A 21,029-nucleotide genomic window follows, 5' to 3' on the forward strand; every position below is an offset into this window, starting at 1 on the left:
ATCTTAGGGTTATTCATATTTATAGCTTTCCCATGTGTTACTCTTTAAATTCAATGATTTTATAATTCGTGCAGGATTACCGGCCACTACGCAATTATCCGGTATATCTTTTGTAACAACCGATCGTGCCCCGACTACACAATTTTTACCTATTTTAACGCCAGGGTTGATATGTGAGCCAAAACCGATGAAACTATTATCACCGATTGAGACCGGCAATACTTTATTAGAAATACGATTACCAATTTTTTCTATTTCGTATTGCTCATCGAAAGGATGGATAATATCAACAATAGAGCAACAACCTGTGATAGAAACATTATTTCCAATTTTTATATGGTCTTTTGCTACAATATGCACATACTGTTCGATATTAACATTATCACCGATATCAATAACAACTCCCTTGCCACTATTCAAAACCTCAATTCTGGCACCATTGCGAATAAGAACATTTCGACCTATCGCAACACGCGAAGTATTCACCATAAGTAATGGTTTAATTATACGACTCCCATTGCCAAATTTAGCCATGATAATCCGATATCGTATAAGATCGATAAAATACATAATCTTATTACAGATTTTTTTTAATATCATGGCGCAACCCATTCACCGGTATTTTTATTGTAGTGTTTAATTATACGTGCCGGATTACCAGCAATCATAACAAAACCATCGGGAAAAGATTTTGTCACAACAGCGCCTGTCCCAACGATAGTCCAACTACCCAAGACTACCCCAGGTAGAACTTTTGCACCAAACCCAAGGAATACATTATCCTTAAGCACTATTTCCCCTTTATCAATATCTTTCTGGGAAAGAATTGGACCAGCAGAAGGCGCCATTCCATGCGCCAATGTGCTTAAAAAAACATAATCGCTTAGTACCGAGTTCTCACCAATGACAATTTTTGAATTTGTATGAATATTAGCATATCGACCGATATAAACGCCGGACGCAATCTCTATTGAAGCTTGCGAATTATCACGGATGATGAACGTTGCGCCATGATGAATAAATGCTGATTTATCGATATTAACTCTGCGATCCGTAAAGTATAAATATTTTATTTTGTAATATACGTTTAATATTCTGCTTAGCACATTACCTCCCTAATATATGTTTTATTTTTATTGTGTTTTTTAAAATAAATATTGCAGTCAACACTAAAAGTACAAACATAGACGTGGAAAAAAGTATATATTCTGTTCCATCTGTTATGTTCATTTTTACCTTCATAACCGAAAGGATTACCGTAAACAAAACTAATGGTCCACCTGCCAGCAGTAACCTATAGCGAAGCCTACTTCCTTCCTGAGCAGAGATTCCTATTAGTTTGAATGAATATATAAGCATGATAAGGGCTGTTGATATTGCCAAGGATATTGCAGAAGCATATATACCGTACTTGCTAACAAACACATATGTAAGAACCACACTTACTACTCCTTCGAGTAATGGTAAATACATAATCTCATTTTGTTTGCCCTTTGCCAGGTAAACGAGTCCCAGCGGGGAACCAATCAATCGAGTTAAGTTAGTCAACAGTAAGAATGAAAAAATGGGGTATGTCCGTATCGCCACATCATACCCTACCCATAATTCCATTACATATTTACCAATACAGAAATTAGCGATTAGGATAAAGAAAGAAAGATATAAAAGTGTTTGTGATAACAAAAACACAAAGCGATCAAGCGAATTTTTATCGTCCCGATGAACCATTTTAATCAAAGGCTGCAATACTGGAGTAATTGCTGCATTCAAAAAACCAACCACAGCAGTTACTAATGTAATCGACAATGCATAATATGCATATTCTTTGAATGCAAACTTGCCAATCAAAACACTATTTAGGTTTACAATTAAGAATGTGGATAGATTAAAAATGAAGACACCCAAACAATAATTAACAAACTCACTGAATTTAAAATTACTTATTGAATTTTTAGCTTGCGTATTCCCAATAGTTTTTAAAACGCTAGCTTTCCTATATAAAAGGTAAGTTATTATATAGGAAAAAATATTTATCAATAAAAATACACATGCCATCGTAAGCATACTGTTTCTTGCTGATAAATATATCCCCACCCCAAGAATTATGCGTGAAGTTAAGTTTATATATGCTGGTATTTCGTTTTTCTCAACCCCGGTAAAATAACCATTATATGAACTGGTAATTAATCCTAAAATAAAAGAGAGAGAAACAATAAAAAAAACAACAGGAGCAAAAGGAGAATCTTCCTGCTTTATAGCATTAAAGATTTCATAAAAATTATAATAGCTAAAACAAAGAACAGTAACTGATACCAGCACACCAAGCAAGGATATGATTAATCCGAAATTTATTACACGACGAACTTGTAGTTCATTCTGCTGTGCTTTCGCCAATGTTACGTAACGTGCAACTGATAATTGTCCAGTAAAACCAATTAATGAAAAAAATGCACCAACTTGCAAAGCCAAAGACCAAATGGCAAAATCATTTATTGATAGTATTTTAATCAATAAAGGGGATATAATTATCCCCAAGATTACATTTGAAAACCCATTTATTACATTTGATATGGCATTTTTTATGAGTCGATTAAACCCACTCATTGGTAGTTTACCATCTCAGCTCGGAAACGAGTCACCATATTTTCGATATCATCAAGTACGTTTCTTGGATTATATTCTGGCATAACAGATTTAAGAATACTGATGTCGTTAACGGGAAATACTTCTCTTGGGAAGTTACGCTCGTGCCAGGTTACTGTACAATTTGTTGTTTGAATCAGTACATCAGCAATCTGCTCTGCAGAAATATTATATCCAGCAGCTATATTATAAATATTCCCAGATGTATTCTTATTCTGTGATAAGTTGATGCAAGCTTCCGCCACATCCTCGACCGACACATAATCTTTTTCATAATGTCGATCAATGAACATGTCGATATGACCATTATTAATTGCATTACGTGTAATTGATGGTAAAAATAGCGGGCTATTCAAAGCTACCCCATAAACATTACTTGGTCTGACAATAACAATATCTTTTCCGCTTTTAAGGCATAGCTCTTCTGATACAAGTTTTGTCAGATTAAATAACCGACGAGCATCATCCTCACTAACAACCAAATCGGCATTTTCTCCTGTATCACTGCCATTCATGTAAACACGAGTAGAAGACATAAACACCAAGCGATTAAATTTCGAACGCTGCAAAACTTCAGACAGAAGTGCGCAGTTAGCCTGGAAGACATTAAATGGTGTGTTTTGACAATCACCATTGCCGGCACAATAAATGACGGTGCCCAAGTCTTTTGTAAAGAGGGTTTGCTCGTCTCGTTGTGGAACCCAAACATCGTGTTTTAGTTCTTTTAACTGTTCGACGATCTCGTTACCAATGAATCCCCGTCCTCCAATTACTGTATACTGGGCCATTTTACCATCCCTCCTTAATATTTTTAGTTATTTGTTCTAATGAAGGAAGAATTTTGTCTTTCTCAGATAGAATTGGATCTTTAATTGGCCAATCAATATTCACAATTGAGTCGCTCCAGATTAATCCGCCTTCATCAGATGGATCGTAGAAATCTGTGCATTTATATTGAAAATCAGCACTATCACTTAACACACAAAAGCCATGAGCAAACCCCGGGGGAATGTAAAACTGAATTTTATTCTCTCCGGTTAACACAATAGATTCATACTGGCCAAATGTCGCAGAACCAAATCGGAGATCAACCGCGACATCGAAAACTTCGCCCTGAGTGACTGTTACCAATTTTCCTTGGGGTTTCGTTTTCTGGAAATGGAGTCCTCGTAATACGCCTCCTGTTGAACGAGAGCGGTTATCCTGAACAAATTCCTCCTTAATACCCGCGTCTTTGTAGCGTTTTGCATGAAATGTCTCATAAAAGAACCCACGTTCATCGCCGAAAACTCGAGGCTCAATAACCAGTACACCTTCCAACTTTGTTTTAATAACGTTCATGATGAAATGGACTCTTATTTTACGAGATTTAACAAGTAGTTACCGTAACCAGTTTTAGATAAAGTGTTGCCAATAGACTTGACCATTTCTTTATCTAACCACCCTTGGTTGTATGCAATTTCTTCGAGGCACGCAATTTTAAAACCTTGCCGTTTCTCGACAGTTTGCACAAATTGTGATGCCTCAAGTAACGAATCATGCGTACCGGTATCCAGCCATGCGAAACCACGACCTAGTTGCTCAACTTTCAGCTCACCCATTTCGAGATATTTTTGGTTAACACTAGTTATTTCAAGCTCGCCCCGCTCCGAAGGCTGTACTTTCTTAGCAATATCAACAACACGATTATCATAAAAATAAAGGCCCGTAACGGCCCAATTTGATTTTGGCGCTTTTGGTTTCTCTTCTATGGATATTGCATTAAAATCTTTATCAAATTCAACGACCCCAAAACGTTCAGGATCCATAACTTTGTAACCAAACACTGTCGCACCATTAAGATTTTCGACTGCATGTTTAAGTTGTTTTCCAAAAGACTGACCAAAGAAAATGTTGTCACCTAGCACCAGGCAAACACTATCATCACCGATGAAATCTTCACCCAAAATAAATGCCTGAGCGAGCCCATCTGGAGTAGGTTGAACCTGATACTGTAAATTGATACCAAACTGATTACCATTGCCAAGAATACGTTTAAAGCTTGCCTGATCTTCCGGTGTCGTAATCAATAAAATGTCGCGAATCCCGGCCAGCATCAGCACCGACAGAGGATAATAAATCATAGGTTTGTCATAAATAGGTAATAACTGCTTAGACGTACCCAATGTAATCGGATGCAAACGCGAACCAGAACCGCCCGCAAGAATAATGCCTTTCATTAATTATTATCCCCATATTGTTTTGAAAGCCATGAAGCATATGCTCCACTTTTTACATTATTTACCCACGATTCATTAGATAAATACCACATAACTGTTTTACGAATACCACTCTCGAAAGTTTCTTGAGGATGCCAACCAAGCGCATTGCCAATTTTAGTTGCATCGATTGCATAACGACGATCGTGCCCAGGCCGATCCTTAACATAAGTAATCTGATCGCGATAAGATCCTTCTTTAGGCACAATTTCATCCAGCAGGTCGCAAATCGTATGCACCACCTCGAGGTTCTGCTTCTCGTTATGACCGCCGATATTGTACGTTTCACCCGGTTTCCCCTGAGTGACAACGGTGTACAGTGCGCGCGCATGATCTTCGACATACAACCAGTCACGGATCTGATCGCCTTTACCGTAAATTGGCAGAGCTTTACCTTCCAGCGCATTCAGAATAACCAACGGGATCAGCTTTTCAGGGAAGTGGTACGGACCGTAGTTATTCGAACAGTTGGTGACAATAGTTGGGAAACCATAGGTACGCAACCAGGCACGAACAAGATGGTCGCTTGAGGCTTTCGACGCTGAATACGGGCTGCTAGGTGCATAAGCCGTGGTTTCGGTGAAGAGCGGCAGCTTAGTTGATGCCGGATGCTCATCAGGATGTGGCAAATCACCATACACTTCGTCGGTAGAGATATGATGGAAACGAAACGCTTTCTTCGCCTGTTCCTCCAGCGTTGACCAATACGCACGAGCGGCTTCCAGCAGCACATACGTGCCGACGATATTGGTTTCGATAAACGCAGCCGGGCCGGTAATAGAACGATCGACGTGACTTTCAGCGGCCAGGTGCATCACCGCATCAGGCTTATGCTTTGCGAAGATGCGATCTATAGCGTCTTTATCACAAATGTCCGCATGTTCAAAGGCATAGCGGTCGCTTTCGCTGACTTCACTAAGCGACTCAAGATTACCGGCATAGGTCAGCTTATCCACATTGACGACATCGTCTTGGGTATTTTTAATAATATGTCGTACAACTGCTGAGCCGATAAAGCCGGCCCCCCCCGTCACAAGAATTTTCACGTTATCTGTTCCGTCTAGTGTATATGTCTGGATACTGGCGTTCTGAAACCTGAGCTTGTATAAGCGGTTTCAGAAATTGAGCACGCTACCGCCCCTGGCTTAACAGCTACCAGTGCACTGAGCGATGTTTGATTAAATGATTTTTCTCGTCTGTTTACAGACAAAAAACTGCCGTTAATTGTCGTCCTAAACGACCTCAGAAACAAGCACAAATCGCTACAAAGCGGTCCAGGAGCGGTCTGGATAACTCTATGTAAATATTGAATTTATAACAAAAAACGGCAGTCATCATTTTGGTTGGATATTAACACACCAAAATAATGACTGCCGCTTGCTCAGGTCGGAGACAGAAATATCAGTCGTTAGCCAGCAGCTTCTCAATGCGGCTTCTGAACTTCGCCCCTTCCTTCAGGTTACGCAGGCCATAGTTCACGAACGCCTGCATATACCCCATTTTCTTACCGCAGTCGTAGCTGTCGCCGGTCATTAACATCGCGTCGACAGACTGCTTCTTCGCCAGTTCGGCAATCGCGTCGGTCAACTGAATACGATCCCAGGCGCCTGGCTCAGTTTTTTCCAGTTCTGCCCAGATATCTGCGTTCAGAACGTAACGGCCTACGGCCATCAGATCTGAATCCAGCGTCTGTGGTTGATCCGGTTTTTCGATAAACTCAACGATGCGGCTCACCTGCCCTTCCGTCTCCAGCGGTTCTTTGGTCTGGATGACGGAGTACTCAGAAAGATCGCCTTTCATGCGTTTCGCCAGGACCTGGCTACGGCCGGTTTCATTGAAACGTGCTACCATTGCCGCCAGGTTGTAACGCAGCGGATCGGCAGAAGCGGTATCGATGATGATGTCCGGAAGAACAACAATGAATGGGTTATCACCCACAACCGGACGGGCACACAGAATAGAGTGCCCCAGACCCAGCGGCTGCGCCTGACGGACGTTCATAATGGTCACGCCCGGTGGACAAATAGACTGTACTTCCGCCAGCAGTTGGCGCTTAACGCGCTGCTCAAGCAGCGCCTCAAGTTCGTAAGAGGTGTCGAAGTGGTTTTCTACCGCGTTCTTGGACGAGTGAGTAACCAGGACGATTTCTTTGATCCCTGCAGCAACAATCTCGTCGACAATGTACTGAATCATTGGCTTGTCGACGATCGGCAGCATCTCTTTTGGAATGGCTTTTGTGGCCGGCAGCATATGCATGCCCAGGCCTGCTACCGGAATGACTGCTTTCAAATTGATCATTATCTCTTCCACCTTAATATGGTTGACGAAGTATAAACTGTGTCAGGAAAAATGCCTGTAGAAGAAAGTCTACTTCGTCGAATGCAAATCACGTTTGGCTCATAACTCTGATTACTAAAGCTCATTACGCTATAAGTGTGACCCAGAATCGTCGGAAACCCTACCAATAAAGAAGAAGAAAAACGTGTTTCCGACAAATCCCAGATTCTAAGTCATTACTCCGAAACGAACGTGATGTCATCTTTCTTCTCATGTACGAACTCATACTTCAACGTACGGTCCAGCCCTTGAGATAAGGTATAAGGCGCTTTAAAACCTGAGGCGTGCACTTTCGTCGCATCAAATTGAGTGGTGGCACAGAATTTTTTGACACGCACGGAACTGATCGCATACTTCTTTCCGGTGACTTTGCTAAGAATATCAAAGCAATAACCGCCAAGCATCCCTAAAGGATAAGGGAGATGAACTGATGGGATTTTTTTGCTAAGGCTCTTTTCTACCTCGGCAACGAGCTGATTCATATTCAGATCGGGTTTATCTACATAGTTGTATACGTCGTAACCAGGTTTGACGTTGCTCAATCGGAATTTGATAAACTCAACAATATTACCGACATAAGCCATAGACTTATAGTTAGTTCCGGCACCTACCATTGCGAATTTTCCACCCGCAATTTGCTTAAGAAGATTGAAGACATTGCCTCGATTGCGTTCACCAAAAATGACCGTTGGACGAACAATTGTCAGAGATCGCTCTTCTGGAGCTTTGTTGAACCATTCGCGCAGTACCTCTTCCGCCTGCCACTTACTTTTACCATAGTGGTTAAAAGGATCGTGCGGGTGAGATTCATCAGGATTGACTTTATTTAGACCATAAACGGCAACTGAGCTGGTAAAAATAATGTTCTTAACATTATTTTTTTCCATAGCTGCCAGTACGTTACGCGTTCCCTGAACGTTTACATCGTAGTAAAGCGAGGTTGGGCTAACATCATCACGATGTTCGGCAGCGAGTAATACTACCGTGTCGAAACCGGCAAGAGCATGATCGAGTTGCTCCTGATTGCGTACATCTCCGGAGACAGTAATCTCAGGGTAGAAATGGCTTTGCTGCTTGTCGAAGTTGGTAACATCAAACTCAGCCTTAGAAATCTCGATCAAACGAGTCCCAACGAAACCGGACGCGCCAATAAACAAAACTTTATCGTTCATAAACCACTCAGTGCGTTATGTGTGTTTGGCAAACCTCCGGTAATCACTGTATTCCCTGAGGTATCGCTAAAGATAAGACAGAACTGACGAAAATGTGGCACGGATTATAAACCCTAAAATCGCTGAGTTCAGTAACAAATTTTAGGGGTTACCGCGCACTCAATGAGATGTGACGTCAATACTTACTTTCTGAAGGAAGGAAGCGCAAAGTTCAGCCTTTCCACATTCACTACCTGCTGGTCGACCCGGTCAATATCCACCGAACTCTGCCCCTTCTCATTCACAGCTTTTATGTTCGCCAGTGACAGCAACGTCTCGTCTTTCGCCATAAACTTGCCCCGCACATCCTTGCGCAGGTCGAAGTTGATCTTCAGGGCAGGACCCACGGCGGCTTCCTGCATCACATTGATATTGCGTAAGAAAAGATGCTGCGGTTTGTTGTGCAGTTCCAGCGTTGCACGCTGCATTTCCACATTGGTTATCGCCACAAACGACGTGGCGTTGCCGGATGAAATCTGTATTCCGCGCAATTTATACGCAAGCTGGCGGTTATCGAGGTGAATATTATTGAGCTTGAAGTTCTGCGGGATGGACAAATAATCGCCTTTTATAACCCCATAGCCGATTAACATTCCGGCACTGTTAACCATGTCGACATTATCAATAATGAAATTATCACAGCCATAAATGGCCACGGTGGCGTTGTCTATTCCCGCTTTTTTACTGAAGTCGGGAGTAATATTTTTGGCTTTGATATTACGAATAACAAAATGCTTACCGTTTTCAACATGCACCAGCTGGCGACAGTTGCTGCCGGTGATGTTTGCCACCACGAAGTTCTTAACGGTTTGTTTTTCCGGGTAGTCGTTGTCGTAGGTGCTGCCGGCGAGGCCAATACCGATGCCCCAGTTGATTTTGCCGTTGGTGCAGTTGATGTTGTCGATAACATGGTCGGAGATCAGGATATTGCGATCGTTGATGGCGACGTTCCACTCGATTGCATCGCCCTGCAGATGGCTAAATTTGCTGTTGGTGATGCGGGCGCCATCCACCTGGTTATGGAAACCCTGGCGCAGAATGGCGTAGTTGGCCTGGCTCACGCTAATGTTGTCAATCAGCAGATTGCGCATCACGCTGGGTTTCTTGCCGCCGATGTAGATCTGCGTCACCGGGCCAAAACCGCTCATGGCCAGCCCTTTGATAACGCAGTCAGAGCCGCGAACGTCGAGCGTAATGTTCTCCGTGCGACCAGCACCTTCGCCTATCACTTTGCTGCCTTCCTGCAGAACAAAGCGGCCGCGCCCGTTGCCGGTTAACGCCCCGCGGATCAGCAAGGTTTTACCGTCGGGAATGAAAATACCCGTATTGATGTTTTCGCAGGTGAGCCCGGCCGGGACCACGACGGTGTCACCGTCATTAAACGCCTGCTTAAAAGCGGCGATCCAGTCGTTGTTATTGTACTGATTGACAGAGACCGTTCTGCCGCTTGCCGCCCGCGCAATGCGGGACGACAGCAGGGGCGTGGCCGCCAGAACGGACAGAGAAGAGACAAAGGTGCGTCGGGTAATCTTTTTCAGCATACATCCTCGGCGTTACAGCGTTTGCAGCAGGCTCGCTAGCTGGCGGTTAATCACCTGCTGGTTAAAATCGGCTTCAACTTTTTGTCGGGCGTTGTGGAGCACGGGCTCCAGCGCCTGCTGGTCGATGTCGCTGAAGGCAGCTAATCGGTCCGCCAGGGCCATCGCGTTATTCTCCGGCACCAGCCAGCCGGAATGGTCAGACTTGATCAGCTCCGGGATCCCGCTGTGCAGAGTCGATACCACCGGAATACCTACGGCCATCGCCTCCATCAGCGCCACCGGAATGCCTTCCATATCGCCATCGGCGCCCGTCACAGAGGGCAGCAGAAACACATCCGCCTCGTCGAGCATGGTCTTGACCTCGTGGCTCGGCTTAAAGCCCGGCATCTCTACGACATCTTCCAGCTGATACTGTTCGATAAGCGTGCGCAGGCGGCGCTCCCACGGCCCAATGCCGAGAATGCGGTAGTGGAAATCCACCCCGCGCGCTTTCAGCTGGCGGCAGGCTTCAATCGCCACATGCAGGCCTTTCTTCTCGGTCAGACGGGCTACGGAGATGATCTGCAGCGGTTTGCCCGGCACCTTCACCGGACGGCGGGTAAAGCGCGTTAAATCGACGCCCATGCGCGAAACGGCAATTTTCTCTCCCGGGCAGCCCATGTTTTTCAGGCGTCCGGCCCACAGGTCGCTGATGGGCAGCATCATGTCACCGCGTCTGAACAGCTGCTGATACTCCGGCGTGTAGTGGTTCAGCACTTCTCGACTGGAGATATCGATACCGTGGAAGATGGTCGCAATTTTACCGTCAATCACGCCCAGTTCGCGCAGCTTCGCGGCGGTGACGCCCGCTGGGCCAAAGTGGGCGATAAACACGTCGGCACGATACGGCTGCGCCGTTTGCCCGCAGATGGCCGACAGGATCAAATTGCGGGATTCGGACCCATAGCGGGAAATATTCAGCGCCCGCCACGTCGACGCGCGGTGGATCCCGCGCAACGTCTGGCTGGCCCGGTGGCGTAGCTTGCTCAGCTTCCCGGACGGCTCATCCTGCAGCCAGCGGGTTTTAGCCTCCAGCCCATACTGGGTATATGCCGCATGGGTATTTTGGGTATCGCCCTTTTGCAGGGCGATAATCTCCACGTCATATCCCATATCGATAAACGCGGTGATTTGGTTCAGGACAAACGTTTCAGACGACAGCGGAAATTTCAGTAAGAAGAAACCAACCTTCATTTCCCCTCCCGCACGCGGTCAAGTACCGATTTCACCATTCCAATGCCTTTTTCGCGCTCTGCTTTCACCGCAACGGCCAGACGCTCATTGATCGCAGGCAGCTGGCCGAGCGTATCCCCCACCATCGCGCCAAGGGAACCATCCAGGAGATGACGAATATCCACGGCCATTTCCGGCATACCGAGCTGCTGCATGATCCCGGCGGACTTGTGTTCGTAGTTGATGGCTATGGCAGGCGTGCCAAAGTTCATGGAGATAATCGCCGAGTGCAGACGCGTGCCCACCGTCAGATCGCAGGCGGAGAGCAGCTTGCCCATCTCCAGGTCGTTCAACTCGTCCATCACCACATGATAGCGGGACGGATCGTTCACCTGGTTGCGCAGGTTCAGCGCCACCATACGATCGTCTTTGTTGTAGCTGTCGATACCGGTGCAGGTAGAAAGCGCCAGCACCTGATAACCGCTGTCCAGCACGCGGTTCACCACGTCGGCGAACGCTTGCTCATACGCCGCCTGCGTCGTGCCTAAACGTTTATCGAAGGGCGCCAGCTCGCGCAGGGTAATCGCGACGGTTTTCTGTTTCGCCGCCACGTCGAGCCAGTGCTTCACCGCGTAGCTCGGCTGGAAGCTGTCGTCCTGGTGATCCACCAGCCAGGCGGTGTCCACGCCGTGCTCAACTTTTGAGGTGTCTATTTCGCTGCGCTTCATCATGTCGAGGCTGACCGACTCGCGCAGGATCAGCGCGTCGCAGTGGCCGAAGACATAGTTTGCCAGCTGGTTAAACTGCGGATCCTGGAATGGCCCCACGCTGTGGCCAATCATAAACAGCGGCTTTTTCGCCATAAAGGTGCAAAGCGCATGCTCAAACTGCGGCACGCCGTAGAGATCGACGAAGAACGAACCGCCAACCTGGATAATAGCGTCATAGCCGGACAGCAGACGAACAAAGTCGGTGAAGCCCTGCGCGATCGCGATGTTGCGCAGCTTGCCGGTATCGGTCACGCGGGAAAGCAGCACCTGGTGCTGGTAGCGACGACGCAACACTTTCTTCACGCGGCCCATCACGCCCGCGGCGTTATTGTGCTGTTTCATCTGGCTGTAGAGCGGGTCGCCCATCACCGGGCGGTTCAGTAACCAGGATGAGCTAACCGGATAACGGCTCATCACGTCCACTTCGGTCTCAGGCTTAAGGGTGTTGATTGCATCCAGTAAACCGCGCAGAATGGCGCTGTCGCCACGGTTGCCGCAGGTATGGTTGCCAAGAATTAATAATTTCATAATGGCCTCTTAAATAACTAGCCTGCGCGAAGCAGCGTTTTCATTTTTTCGTTACGGCAAAACTGGCGCTTCATCTCCACCACCAGCGCATTGCGTGACAGCACAATCATCACGCCAAATGCCAGCGCGCCCGCGGCAACCTGCACCGCCAGCAGCGCGGCCAGCGGCAGGTGACCGCTGAGGATGATGCCCAGGCCGTAGCTCACCGCCAGGGTCGGCAACGAGAGATAGAACGGCAGCCACAGGCTCAGGATGTACTGACGGTAGCTGGAGCCCAGCACCGGCTTGATCATGATGAAGTAGCTCAGAACGGTATTGACGATCTGCACCAGCAGGAAGCCCAGCGTGACGCCGATGGCGCCCGCCATATGCCCGCCGACGATAATCGCCGGAATAAACAGGAAGGTTTTGAACACGTTGAACTTAAAGCTGATATCCACGCGCGCTTTTGCCATCAGCAGGGAACCAATCGGATTCCCCACGGAGCGCAGGAGCCCCACCACGCACAGCAGCTGCAGGATCGGGATGATGCCGTTCCACTTCTCGCCAAACACCAGCGGCACGAAGTTGCTGGAAACCACCATCAGCCCCAGCAGCACCGGGAAGTTAATAATCCCCACCACGGAAAGCAGTTTGTAGAAGTTGACGCGCAGCTTCTCGGTGTCGTCCTGAATCTTGGCAAACGCCGGGAACAGGACGCGGGTGATTATCGGGTTCAGCTTCATCGGCGGCACCACCGCGACGTTGTAGGCCAGGTTATAGCCCCCCGCCACGCTCGCGCCAAGAATACGCGCCAGCACCAGCGTCGACAGGTTGGTATTCACATAGTTGATGATGCTGTCCGCCGTCAGCCACGCGCCAAAGCGCAGGTTGGACGAGACGGACGCAAGAGAGAAATGAAGCCCGGGACGGTAAATTTTGCGGCCAAAGTAGCCGAACAGCAGCGTACGCACGGCAGAGTTAACCAGGTATCCCAGGATTGCGGTCATCGCCAGCGGCCAGAAATGGGCGCTCACGACGGTAAAGGTAAAGCCCGCCAGCACGGCGCTGGTCTCGATCATGCCGATCTTGTTGAACTCCAGCTCTTTCTGCATCAGCGCGCGGAACTGCTGCCCGTGCGGGATCACCACGAAAGCAAAGGACAGCGTGCGCATCAGCGGAGCGAGATCCGGGTTGTGCAACACGCTGGCGATGGTGTCGCTCAGCAGGAATACCAGCACGAACACGAAAATCCCCAGCCCCACGTTCAGCCAGTAGAGCGTGGTCAGCTCAAGATGGCTGATCTCTTTGCGCTGGATAATCGAGTTGGCGATACCAAAATCAGACAGCGTATCGGCCAGCGCGATAATCACCAGCGAGACGGTCAGCAGGCCGAACTGGTGGTTATCAATGATGCGCGCCAGTACGGTCATCTGCACCAGGCCGAGGCCAATGATGACGATGGTCGCCATCGCTGACCACTTCGCCCCGCTGATGGTTTTTTCACGTAAGCTCATCTTAGTACGCCGCTTTGTTCACGAAACCTTTGAAGATGGTCAGAAAAACAATCTTGATATCGAACCAGATACTCCATTCACGGATGTACTCCAGATCGAATTCGATGCGTTTTTCCATTTTTTCCAGCGTGTCGGTTTCGCCGCGCCAGCCGTTGATCTGCGCCCAACCGGTAATGCCCGGCTTCACCTTATGGCGCAGCATGTAGCCTTCAATCAGCGAGCGGTACTGCTCGTTATGCGCCACCGCGTGCGGACGCGGGCCAACAATCGACATTCCGCCGGTAAAGACGTTGATAAACTGCGGCAGTTCATCCAGCGAGGTACGGCGCAGGAAGTTCCCCACGCGGGTGACGCGCGGATCGTTCTGCGTCGCCTGGGTCACCACCTTGTCATTTTCCATCACCTTCATGGAGCGGAATTTCCACACCATAATCGGCTTACCGTCCATACCGTAGCGGGTCTGGCGGAAAATAACCGGGCCGGGAGAGCTCAGCTTCACCGCCAGGGCAATGCAGCACAGCACCGGGGAGATGAGCAGTAAAATCAGCGAGGAGAGCACGATATCTTCCACGCGCTTGAGCACGCGGTTAATGCCCGACAGCGGGGTGTCGTACAGCGGTACCACCGGCACGCCGTTCACCTCTTCAATGCGTGAATGAAGGATGTTGAAGGTAAAGACGTCCGGGATGAGGATCACCGAACAGGTAGTGTCCGCCAGCTCGCGCATCAGCTGCTTAATGCGGGATTCGTCTCTCATCTGCATGGCGATGTAGACGTTGTGAATTTTACCGGCTTTCGCGTCTTCAATAAGCTGTTCGTAATTGCCCGCCCAGTCCGACGGCACGCCGCCCGGCTTCGCATCGTGGTAAATCCCGACCACTTCAAACCCTAACCACGGCTCTTTGCGGAAGCTGTCGAGCAGAACCTTACCAACCGGCAGATCGCCTGCTACGGCAACGAAGCGACGGTTATAGCCGCGGTTACGCAGCCAGCCCGCACCGAAGCGGATTAGAGAACGGCACACCACCATGCCGACGCTGCTTATTAAATACCAGCAGAGATAGGTGACGAGGCGATTATCAAAATCATGGCTGAACGCCACCAGGCCTGCGCTAAAGATCAGGCTGAGGGTCCAGTTCTGCAGCAGCAGCATCAGTTCGGTGGTCATTTTCACGCCGCGCCACGAGCGGTAGAAATCGGTCATTCCGCCGATCATCTGAAACACGACCAGCGCAATCAGGGCCATCAGTAGATGCATGTATAAGAACGGCAGCCCGCCGATCCGACACACCGCCCACAATCCACCGACCATGATGGTGATATCAGAAAAACGCTGCACCATAGAGATTAACGATGCATTCGTTCTCGCTCGTTCGCGTTTTTTTAGATTCGTCATCGTTGTTCCTGTATTCGGTTCCCCCTCCCACCGGGAGGGGCAAGTATTACTGATTCAACAGCGCCAGAATGTCCTTCGTTCGGGCTTCCATCAGCGCCGTGTCAGCACGGGACTCCACGTTCAGGCGCACCACCGGCTCGGTATTGGACGAGCGCAGGTTAAAGCGCCACTGCGGGAACGCCATGCTGATGCCGTCCGTACGGTCAATTTCCAGCGCGTGAATCGCAAAGTGCTGCTCCACGCGGGCAATCGCCTCGGCCGGCTCCGCCAGCTTGCTGTTGATCTCCCCGCTCGCCGGGAACGCCGCCATACGGTCGCGCACCAGCTCGCCCAGCGTCTGCCCCTTCAGGCACAGCAGCTCGGTCACCAGCAGCCACGGGATCATCCCGCTGTCGCAGTAGGCAAAGTCACGGAAGTAGTGGTGGGCGCTCATCTCGCCGCCGTAGATGGCGTCCTCTTCGCGCATGCGCTCTTTGATGAAGGCGTGGCCGGTTTTGGACATCACCGGCGTGCCACCTGCCGCTGACACCACGTCGACGGTGTTCCAGGAAAGGCGCGGGTCATGAATGATTTTCGCGCCCGGGTTTTTCTCAAGGAACGCTTCCGCCAGCAGGCCGACAATGTAGTAGCCCTCGATGAACTGCCCTTTCTCGTCAAACAGGAAGCAGCGGTCGAAGTCACCGTCAAAGGCGATGCCCATGTCCGCACCGTGCTCAATCACCGCGTTGCGGGTGTCGTCGCGGCACTCCGGCAGCAGCGGGTTAGGAATACCGTTCGGGAAGTTGCCGTCCGGGGTGTTGTGCACTTTCACGAAGGTCACCGGCACGTTCAGGGCCTTAAAGCGCGCTTCCAGGGCATCGACAACCGGGCCGGCCGCGCCGTTGCCGGAGTTAATCACCAGCTTCAGCGGCTTCAGGTTTGCCACGTTGATGTAGCCCAGCAGGTGGTCGATGTACTCTTTCTGCAGGTTGATTTTTTTGTAGCTGCCGCGCTTCGCCTCATTCACCGGCGGGAAATCGTTGGCTTCCGCCAGGCGCTGTACGTCGCGCAGGCCGGTGTCGCCGCTGATAGGACGGGCGCCCTTGCGCACCAGCTTCATCCCGTTGTAGTCCATCGGGTTGTGGCTGGCCGTCACTTCGATACCGCCGTCCACGCCCAGGTGGAAGGTGGCAAAGTAAATCTCTTCGGTTCCGGAAAGACCGATGTCCAGCACGTCCACGCCCGCGTCCTGCAGCCCTTTCGCCAGCGCCAGCTTGAGGGATTCACTGGTCAGACGCACGTCGCCGCCCAGCACGATGGTCTGCGGTTTTAAATATTCGCCGTACGCGCGGCCAATGCGCCACGCAATGTCTTCATTCAGCTCTTCGCCCAGCTTGCCGCGAATATCGTAGGCTTTAAAACAGGTTAATTTATCCATGATGACCCCTTTTTCAGGCAACAGTCGGTCCTGACCACTAAATGGCCAAATTAATTTTTTTGTCATTCGTAGGCCCGGTAAGCGCAGCGCCACCGGGCATGATGCAGAGAGCTACACTCGCCCGTAGCGGTCCTGGAAGCGCACGATATCGTCTTCTTCCAGATACGAGCCGGAGCGCACCTCAATTAAGTCGAGAGGAATTTTCCCCGGGTTCTCCAGACAGTGCGTCGCCCCCAGCGGAATATAGATGGACTCGTTTTCGCCCAGCAGTTTCACTTCACCGTCGATGGTGACTTTGGCGGTACCCGCGACCACCACCCAGTGCTCGGCGCGGTGATGGTGCATCTGCACCGACAGCCCCTCGCCCGGCTTCACGGTGATGCGTTTCACCTGATAGCGGTCACCGGCGTCAATGGAGTCATATTTACCCCAAGGACGGTAGACTTCACGGTGAATGTGGTGCTCGTGGCGTCCATCCGCCTTGATCTTCTCCACCACTTTTTTAACGTCCTGCACGGCGTTACGGTCAGCAATCAGCACCGCGTCTTTGGTCTGGACCACCACCAGATCCTTCACCCCAACCGTGGTGACCAGGCCGGACTCGGCGTAGACGTAGCTGTTTTCCGTTTTGTGGCTAATGACATCGCCGTGGTGGACGTTACCCTCCGGGGTATGGGCGCTGATCTCCCACAGGGAGGACCAGGAGCCCACGTCGCTCCAGCCCGCATCCATCGGCACCACAACGGCGTCCGCCGTGCGTTCCATCACCGCGTAGTCAATCGACTCTTCCGGGCAGGCGAGGAACGCCTCTTCATCCACGCGGATAAAGTCGAGATCCGGGTCCACCACCGCCATCGCTTTCTCGCAGGCGTGCAGAATATCCGGGCGATATTTGCTCAGCTCTTCCAGATAGCGTCCGGCACGGAACAGGAACATCCCGCTGTTCCAGTAATACTCACCGCTGGCGACATACGCCTGCGCGGTTTCCAGATTCGGTTTTTCAACGAACTGCGCCACGTCAAACGCCACGCTGTCGTCTTCACCCGGCGTCACGTTGCCGCGACGGATGTATCCGTAGCCGGTTTCCGGCAGATCCGGCACGATACCGAAGGTCACCAGCTTGCCGTTTTCAGCGTAAGGAATGGCTGCACGCACCGCGTCGCGGAAGGCCTCTTCCTGCTGGATGACATGGTCTGCCGCCAGCACCAGCATCAGGGGGTCACAGTTCGGGCTGCTGCGTTTTGCCGCCAGCGCCGCCAGGGCGATCGCTGGCGCAGTGTTGCGTCCGGCAGGCTCCAGAATGATGTTTTCTGTAAGTTTGTTCAGCTGACGCAGCTGCTCGGCAACGATAAAACGGTGCTGTTCGTTACAGATCACCACCGGGCTTTCACACTCCACGCCGTGGAGACGGTTCACCGTCGTCTGCAGCATGGTGAGATCCCCTTTCAGGCAGAGGAACTGTTTTGGATAGAGCACGCGGGACAGCGGCCACAACCGGCTACCAGAGCCACCAGCCATCACAACCGGATACAAAGTGGTTTGACTCATGATTTATCCCCGTATATCTGCAATAAATTGGCTCAGCACGTTCTCTTTCTCGAGCGTGCGTTCGGCATATTCACGTGCCACCGTGTTCACTTTTGGCATGGCAAGTGCCTGCTCAATTCCGGTGACCAGCGCCGGAACCGATTCCGGCTCTACGCACACGGCAATCCCCGGATAGCTGTCACACAGCTGGCCTAATTCAGTTTCGGCTTCGGCCGTAATCACCGCGTTGCCGCCCACTGCCAGAATGTTGGTCAGCTTGGACGGCAGCACCGCATCCGCCGCGCCGCGTTTTTGCACTACCAGATGGCAGTCGCCCATCTTCAGCAGCGCAGGCAATGCCTCGTAAGACTGAAGCGGGAAGAATTTCACGTTGGTCAGGCCGCGTTCGCTGACCATTTTTTCCAGACGCGCTTTCCCACCGCCCTGCCCGACAATCACAAACGTCCATGGATGTTCGTTCAGCAGTTGAGCCGCCTCGATCACGCTCTCCAGCCCCTGCTTTTCGCCGATGTTGCCTGAGTAAAGAATGATTTTTTGATCTTCAGGCAAACCGAGCTGCGCGCGCAGCGCCTGAGCGTCTTGCTCAGTCACGTCGCGAAAACGCGCCACTTCAGACCAGTTCGGGAAGAAGATCACCTTCTCCGCCGGGACGCCTTTCTCCTGCGCCTTGTTCATCATCGAGCGCGAGATAGTTGAGACGTAATCCACGTTGTGTAAGCCACTGCGCTCAAAGGCGCTGGCGAGCTTCGCCACCTTTCCACCTTTGCTTTTGCCTGCCATCCCCAGGCCCAGCATGGCGTCCACTTCATAATCCTGAATGTGCAGCAGGGTGCGCGCGCCGGAGAGTTTGCCCAGCAGGCGCATGCCCGGCGTGCAAAACAGCGTCGGCACCACGCCGATAATGCGATCCGGCTTCCAGCGCCGCTGCGCCATCAGCGGGAAGAAGCTGCTCAGAGCAAAGCTGCCGAGATGAATCAACCGCTTCAGCGTCGAGGGCTGCTTAGGCACATACAGGGGGCAGCGCCAGACGGTCGCTGCGCCCTCTTCGCGACGGTAGCGCCAGCTTGAGTAGCGCTCCCCCACTTTCCATTCCGGGTAGTACGGCGGCGCGGTAATGACCCGCACGTCATGTCCCTGGCTCGCCATCCACTCGACCATCTCGCCGGTGTATTTCCCGATGCCGGTTAATTCCGGCGAGTAGTTGATTCCGTATACGAGGATCTTCATAAGCCCGGCACCCCGGACTGACGTTCAGCGAGGAAATAGGCGCGACTGTTGTCGTGCACATTATCGCTGGCCAGCAGCGCCTCTGGCGTCTGCCAGCGGTAGTCGTCATGCTGAGAATCAGGCAGACGCAGGTCTGCCTCACTCACCTTCAGGCGGAACCCCAGCACGATGTAGTGCGTGGTGAACCCGGTGCCTGAAAAGTTATCGTCATAGAAGTGCTGCCAGACCCCGTAAAACTGGCCCGCTGCCATCGGCAGCTGCAGACCCAGTTCCGCCAGAGTGAGACGCTCAAACGCATCGGCAAGCGTCTCATCCTTTTGCACGCGCCCACCGGGCACGAACCAGAAGCCCTGCGCAGGACGGTTGGTTCGTTTCCCCAGCAAGAACTCGCCGCGTTCGTTCTCCACGATCAGATCAATTGAGATGAGCGGAGTGGAACGCACTACCGTGGCAAAATCTTCCTGACTTAAAAACATCGTTACCCCCGGAAGCGGTGCTGGTTTTCCAGGAACCACTGGTAGGTACTGGCCAGACCCTGCTCCAGTGACACCTCGTGATACCAGCCCAGCTGATGCAGACGGGTCACGTCCAGCAGCTTGCGCGGCGTGCCGTCCGGTTTCGTGGCGTCAAACACCACGCGGCCTTTATAGCCCACCACCTGCGCGATGGTCTGCGCCAGCTCGCGAATGGTGCAGTCCACGCCGGTACCGACGTTGATGTGCGACAGCATCGGCTCGGTGTTCTCCTGCCACACCTCGCGATCCAGCTCCATCACGTGAATGCTGGCCGCAGCCATGTCGTCCACGTGCAGGAATTCACGCATCGGCGTACCGCTGCCCCACACCACCACGTCCGGGGCGTTCTCGGCAGTCGCCTCGTGGAAGCGACGCAGCAGCGCCGGGATCACGTGCGAGTTGCTCGGGTGGAAGTTGTCGTGCGGTCCGTACAGGTTGGTCGGCATCACCGAACGATAGTCGCGGTTGTACTGACGGTTGTAGGACTCGCACAGCTTGATCCCGGCAATCTTGGCAATCGCGTACGGCTCGTTGGTGGCTTCCAGCGTGCCCTGCAGCAGCTCGCTTTCGGCGATCGGCTGTTTCGCCATTTTCGGGTAAATACAGGATGAGCCGAGGAACAGCAGCTTGTTCACGTTGTGCAGATGCGCCGCGTGAATAATGTTGCTCTCAATCATCATGTTTTCGTAGATGAAATCCGCCGGGTAGGTGTTGTTGGCAACAATGCCACCCACCTTAGCCGCCGCCAGATACACCTGGTCAATGCGTTCGTTCGCAAAGAAGTCCTGTACCGCACGGCTGTCGAGCAGGTTCAGCTCGTCGCGCGTGCGTACAACCACTTCGACGTCACCGCGCTGTTCGAGCAGGCGTTCAATCGCGGAACCCACCATTCCGCGATGACCGGCGACAAAAATACGTTGTTTTGTCATT

19 protein-coding genes are annotated in these 21,029 nt (G+C 51.0%); all 19 read right to left on the minus strand.

Annotation, left to right across the window (positions count from 1 at the left end):
• Nucleotides 1-9: 9 nt before the first annotated feature.
• The 19 genes from UR504_RS20580 to fcl all read right to left on the minus strand — a co-directional run bounded on the left by UR504_RS20580 (nucleotide 10) and on the right by fcl (nucleotide 21,028).
• A complete protein-coding gene (locus UR504_RS20580) occupies nucleotides 10-534 on the minus strand; it encodes an acyltransferase (RefSeq protein WP_233462372.1) in 525 nt (174 codons plus the stop codon).
• A gap of 62 nt (nucleotides 535-596) precedes the next feature.
• Nucleotides 597-1,106, minus strand: a complete 510-nt coding sequence (locus tag UR504_RS20585) for an acyltransferase (protein WP_271369745.1) — start codon at nucleotides 1,104-1,106, stop codon at nucleotides 597-599.
• 1 nt (nucleotide 1,107) lies between these two features.
• Nucleotides 1,108-2,604, minus strand: coding sequence for an oligosaccharide flippase family protein (locus UR504_RS20590; protein ID WP_302235149.1), 1,497 nt, complete (start codon nucleotides 2,602-2,604; stop codon nucleotides 1,108-1,110).
• Nucleotides 2,601-3,431 (minus strand): NAD-dependent epimerase/dehydratase family protein, encoded by an 831-nt coding sequence (locus tag UR504_RS20595; protein ID WP_271369748.1) that lies wholly within the window; start codon nucleotides 3,429-3,431, stop codon nucleotides 2,601-2,603. Before UR504_RS20595 ends, UR504_RS20590 begins: the two co-directional genes overlap by 4 nt.
• Nucleotide 3,432: 1 nt before the next feature.
• Nucleotides 3,433-3,984 (minus strand): dTDP-4-dehydrorhamnose 3,5-epimerase, encoded by a 552-nt coding sequence (gene rfbC / locus UR504_RS20600; RefSeq protein WP_210867544.1) that lies wholly within the window; start codon nucleotides 3,982-3,984, stop codon nucleotides 3,433-3,435.
• Between the two features lie 14 nt (nucleotides 3,985-3,998).
• Nucleotides 3,999-4,862 carry a glucose-1-phosphate thymidylyltransferase RfbA gene (gene rfbA / locus UR504_RS20605; RefSeq protein WP_210867545.1) on the minus strand — a complete coding sequence of 288 codons (864 nt, stop codon included), beginning with the start codon at nucleotides 4,860-4,862 and terminating at the stop codon, nucleotides 3,999-4,001.
• Nucleotides 4,862-5,947, minus strand: coding sequence for a dTDP-glucose 4,6-dehydratase (gene rfbB / locus UR504_RS20610; protein ID WP_252093232.1), 1,086 nt, complete (start codon nucleotides 5,945-5,947; stop codon nucleotides 4,862-4,864). Before rfbB ends, rfbA begins: the two co-directional genes overlap by 1 nt.
• Nucleotides 5,948-6,302: 355 nt before the next feature.
• Complete coding sequence (gene galF / locus UR504_RS20615; protein ID WP_017383282.1) at nucleotides 6,303-7,199, minus strand: GalU regulator GalF; 897 nt, start codon at nucleotides 7,197-7,199, stop codon at nucleotides 6,303-6,305.
• A 215-nt stretch (nucleotides 7,200-7,414) separates the two neighbouring features.
• Complete coding sequence (locus UR504_RS20620; protein ID WP_211438253.1) at nucleotides 7,415-8,410, minus strand: NAD-dependent epimerase/dehydratase family protein; 996 nt, start codon at nucleotides 8,408-8,410, stop codon at nucleotides 7,415-7,417.
• A 182-nt stretch (nucleotides 8,411-8,592) separates the two neighbouring features.
• Nucleotides 8,593-9,990, minus strand: coding sequence for a colanic acid biosynthesis protein WcaM (wcaM, locus tag UR504_RS20625; RefSeq protein WP_047652462.1), 1,398 nt, complete (start codon nucleotides 9,988-9,990; stop codon nucleotides 8,593-8,595).
• A 12-nt stretch (nucleotides 9,991-10,002) separates the two neighbouring features.
• Nucleotides 10,003-11,223, minus strand: a complete 1,221-nt coding sequence (gene wcaL / locus UR504_RS20630; RefSeq protein WP_302235146.1) for a colanic acid biosynthesis glycosyltransferase WcaL — start codon at nucleotides 11,221-11,223, stop codon at nucleotides 10,003-10,005.
• Entirely contained in the window at nucleotides 11,220-12,500 is a 1,281-nt protein-coding gene (gene wcaK, locus UR504_RS20635) for a colanic acid biosynthesis pyruvyl transferase WcaK (RefSeq protein WP_127731616.1), read from the minus strand. The genes wcaL and wcaK overlap by 4 nt, the downstream gene beginning before the upstream one ends.
• Nucleotides 12,501-12,517: 17 nt before the next feature.
• Nucleotides 12,518-13,996: a colanic acid undecaprenyl disphosphate flippase WzxC gene (wzxC, locus tag UR504_RS20640; protein ID WP_044596701.1), complete on the minus strand. Its 1,479-nt coding sequence runs from the start codon at nucleotides 13,994-13,996 to the stop codon at nucleotides 12,518-12,520.
• A gap of 1 nt (nucleotide 13,997) precedes the next feature.
• On the minus strand, nucleotides 13,998-15,392 hold the full coding sequence (gene wcaJ, locus UR504_RS20645; RefSeq protein ID WP_115875793.1) for an undecaprenyl-phosphate glucose phosphotransferase: 1,395 nt from the start codon (nucleotides 15,390-15,392) through the stop codon (nucleotides 13,998-14,000).
• A 46-nt stretch (nucleotides 15,393-15,438) separates the two neighbouring features.
• Complete coding sequence (gene cpsG, locus UR504_RS20650; RefSeq protein ID WP_302235141.1) at nucleotides 15,439-16,809, minus strand: colanic acid biosynthesis phosphomannomutase CpsG; 1,371 nt, start codon at nucleotides 16,807-16,809, stop codon at nucleotides 15,439-15,441.
• 111 nt (nucleotides 16,810-16,920) lie between these two features.
• Nucleotides 16,921-18,357 carry a mannose-1-phosphate guanyltransferase gene (gene cpsB, locus UR504_RS20655; RefSeq protein ID WP_274240332.1) on the minus strand — a complete coding sequence of 479 codons (1,437 nt, stop codon included), beginning with the start codon at nucleotides 18,355-18,357 and terminating at the stop codon, nucleotides 16,921-16,923.
• Nucleotides 18,358-18,360: 3 nt separating this feature from the next.
• Complete coding sequence (wcaI, locus tag UR504_RS20660) at nucleotides 18,361-19,584, minus strand: colanic acid biosynthesis fucosyltransferase WcaI (protein WP_271368674.1); 1,224 nt, start codon at nucleotides 19,582-19,584, stop codon at nucleotides 18,361-18,363.
• Nucleotides 19,581-20,060, minus strand: coding sequence for a GDP-mannose mannosyl hydrolase (locus UR504_RS20665; RefSeq protein WP_115875796.1), 480 nt, complete (start codon nucleotides 20,058-20,060; stop codon nucleotides 19,581-19,583). The genes wcaI and UR504_RS20665 overlap by 4 nt, the downstream gene beginning before the upstream one ends.
• A gap of 2 nt (nucleotides 20,061-20,062) precedes the next feature.
• Nucleotides 20,063-21,028 (minus strand): GDP-L-fucose synthase, encoded by a 966-nt coding sequence (gene fcl, locus UR504_RS20670; RefSeq protein WP_045403007.1) that lies wholly within the window; start codon nucleotides 21,026-21,028, stop codon nucleotides 20,063-20,065.
• Nucleotide 21,029 lies beyond the last annotated feature (1 nt).

Source organism: Enterobacter sp. 241F3, from assembly GCF_034106785.1.
Lineage (GTDB): Bacteria > Pseudomonadota > Gammaproteobacteria > Enterobacterales > Enterobacteriaceae > Enterobacter > Enterobacter vonholyi.

Coding starts and splice junctions, on each gene's coding strand:
- UR504_RS20580 (WP_233462372.1), bottom strand. CDS start 534: ATGGCTAAATTTGGCAATGGGAGTCGTATAATTAAACCATTACTTATG.
- UR504_RS20665 (WP_115875796.1), bottom strand. CDS start 20,060: ATGTTTTTAAGTCAGGAAGATTTTGCCACGGTAGTGCGTTCCACTCCG.
- galF (WP_017383282.1), bottom strand. CDS start 7,199: ATGATCAATTTGAAAGCAGTCATTCCGGTAGCAGGCCTGGGCATGCAT.
- UR504_RS20595 (WP_271369748.1), bottom strand. CDS start 3,431: ATGGCCCAGTATACAGTAATTGGAGGACGGGGATTCATTGGTAACGAG.
- cpsB (WP_274240332.1), bottom strand. CDS start 18,357: ATGAGTCAAACCACTTTGTATCCGGTTGTGATGGCTGGTGGCTCTGGT.
- cpsG (WP_302235141.1), bottom strand. CDS start 16,809: ATGGATAAATTAACCTGTTTTAAAGCCTACGATATTCGCGGCAAGCTG.
- rfbA (WP_210867545.1), bottom strand. CDS start 4,862: ATGAAAGGCATTATTCTTGCGGGCGGTTCTGGTTCGCGTTTGCATCCG.
- wcaI (WP_271368674.1), bottom strand. CDS start 19,584: ATGAAGATCCTCGTATACGGAATCAACTACTCGCCGGAATTAACCGGC.
- wcaJ (WP_115875793.1), bottom strand. CDS start 15,392: ATGACGAATCTAAAAAAACGCGAACGAGCGAGAACGAATGCATCGTTA.
- rfbC (WP_210867544.1), bottom strand. CDS start 3,984: ATGAACGTTATTAAAACAAAGTTGGAAGGTGTACTGGTTATTGAGCCT.
- fcl (WP_045403007.1), bottom strand. CDS start 21,028: ATGACAAAACAACGTATTTTTGTCGCCGGTCATCGCGGAATGGTGGGT.
- UR504_RS20620 (WP_211438253.1), bottom strand. CDS start 8,410: ATGAACGATAAAGTTTTGTTTATTGGCGCGTCCGGTTTCGTTGGGACT.
- UR504_RS20590 (WP_302235149.1), bottom strand. CDS start 2,604: ATGAGTGGGTTTAATCGACTCATAAAAAATGCCATATCAAATGTAATA.
- wzxC (WP_044596701.1), bottom strand. CDS start 13,996: ATGAGCTTACGTGAAAAAACCATCAGCGGGGCGAAGTGGTCAGCGATG.
- wcaL (WP_302235146.1), bottom strand. CDS start 11,223: ATGAAGGTTGGTTTCTTCTTACTGAAATTTCCGCTGTCGTCTGAAACG.
- wcaK (WP_127731616.1), bottom strand. CDS start 12,500: ATGAAATTATTAATTCTTGGCAACCATACCTGCGGCAACCGTGGCGAC.
- wcaM (WP_047652462.1), bottom strand. CDS start 9,990: ATGCTGAAAAAGATTACCCGACGCACCTTTGTCTCTTCTCTGTCCGTT.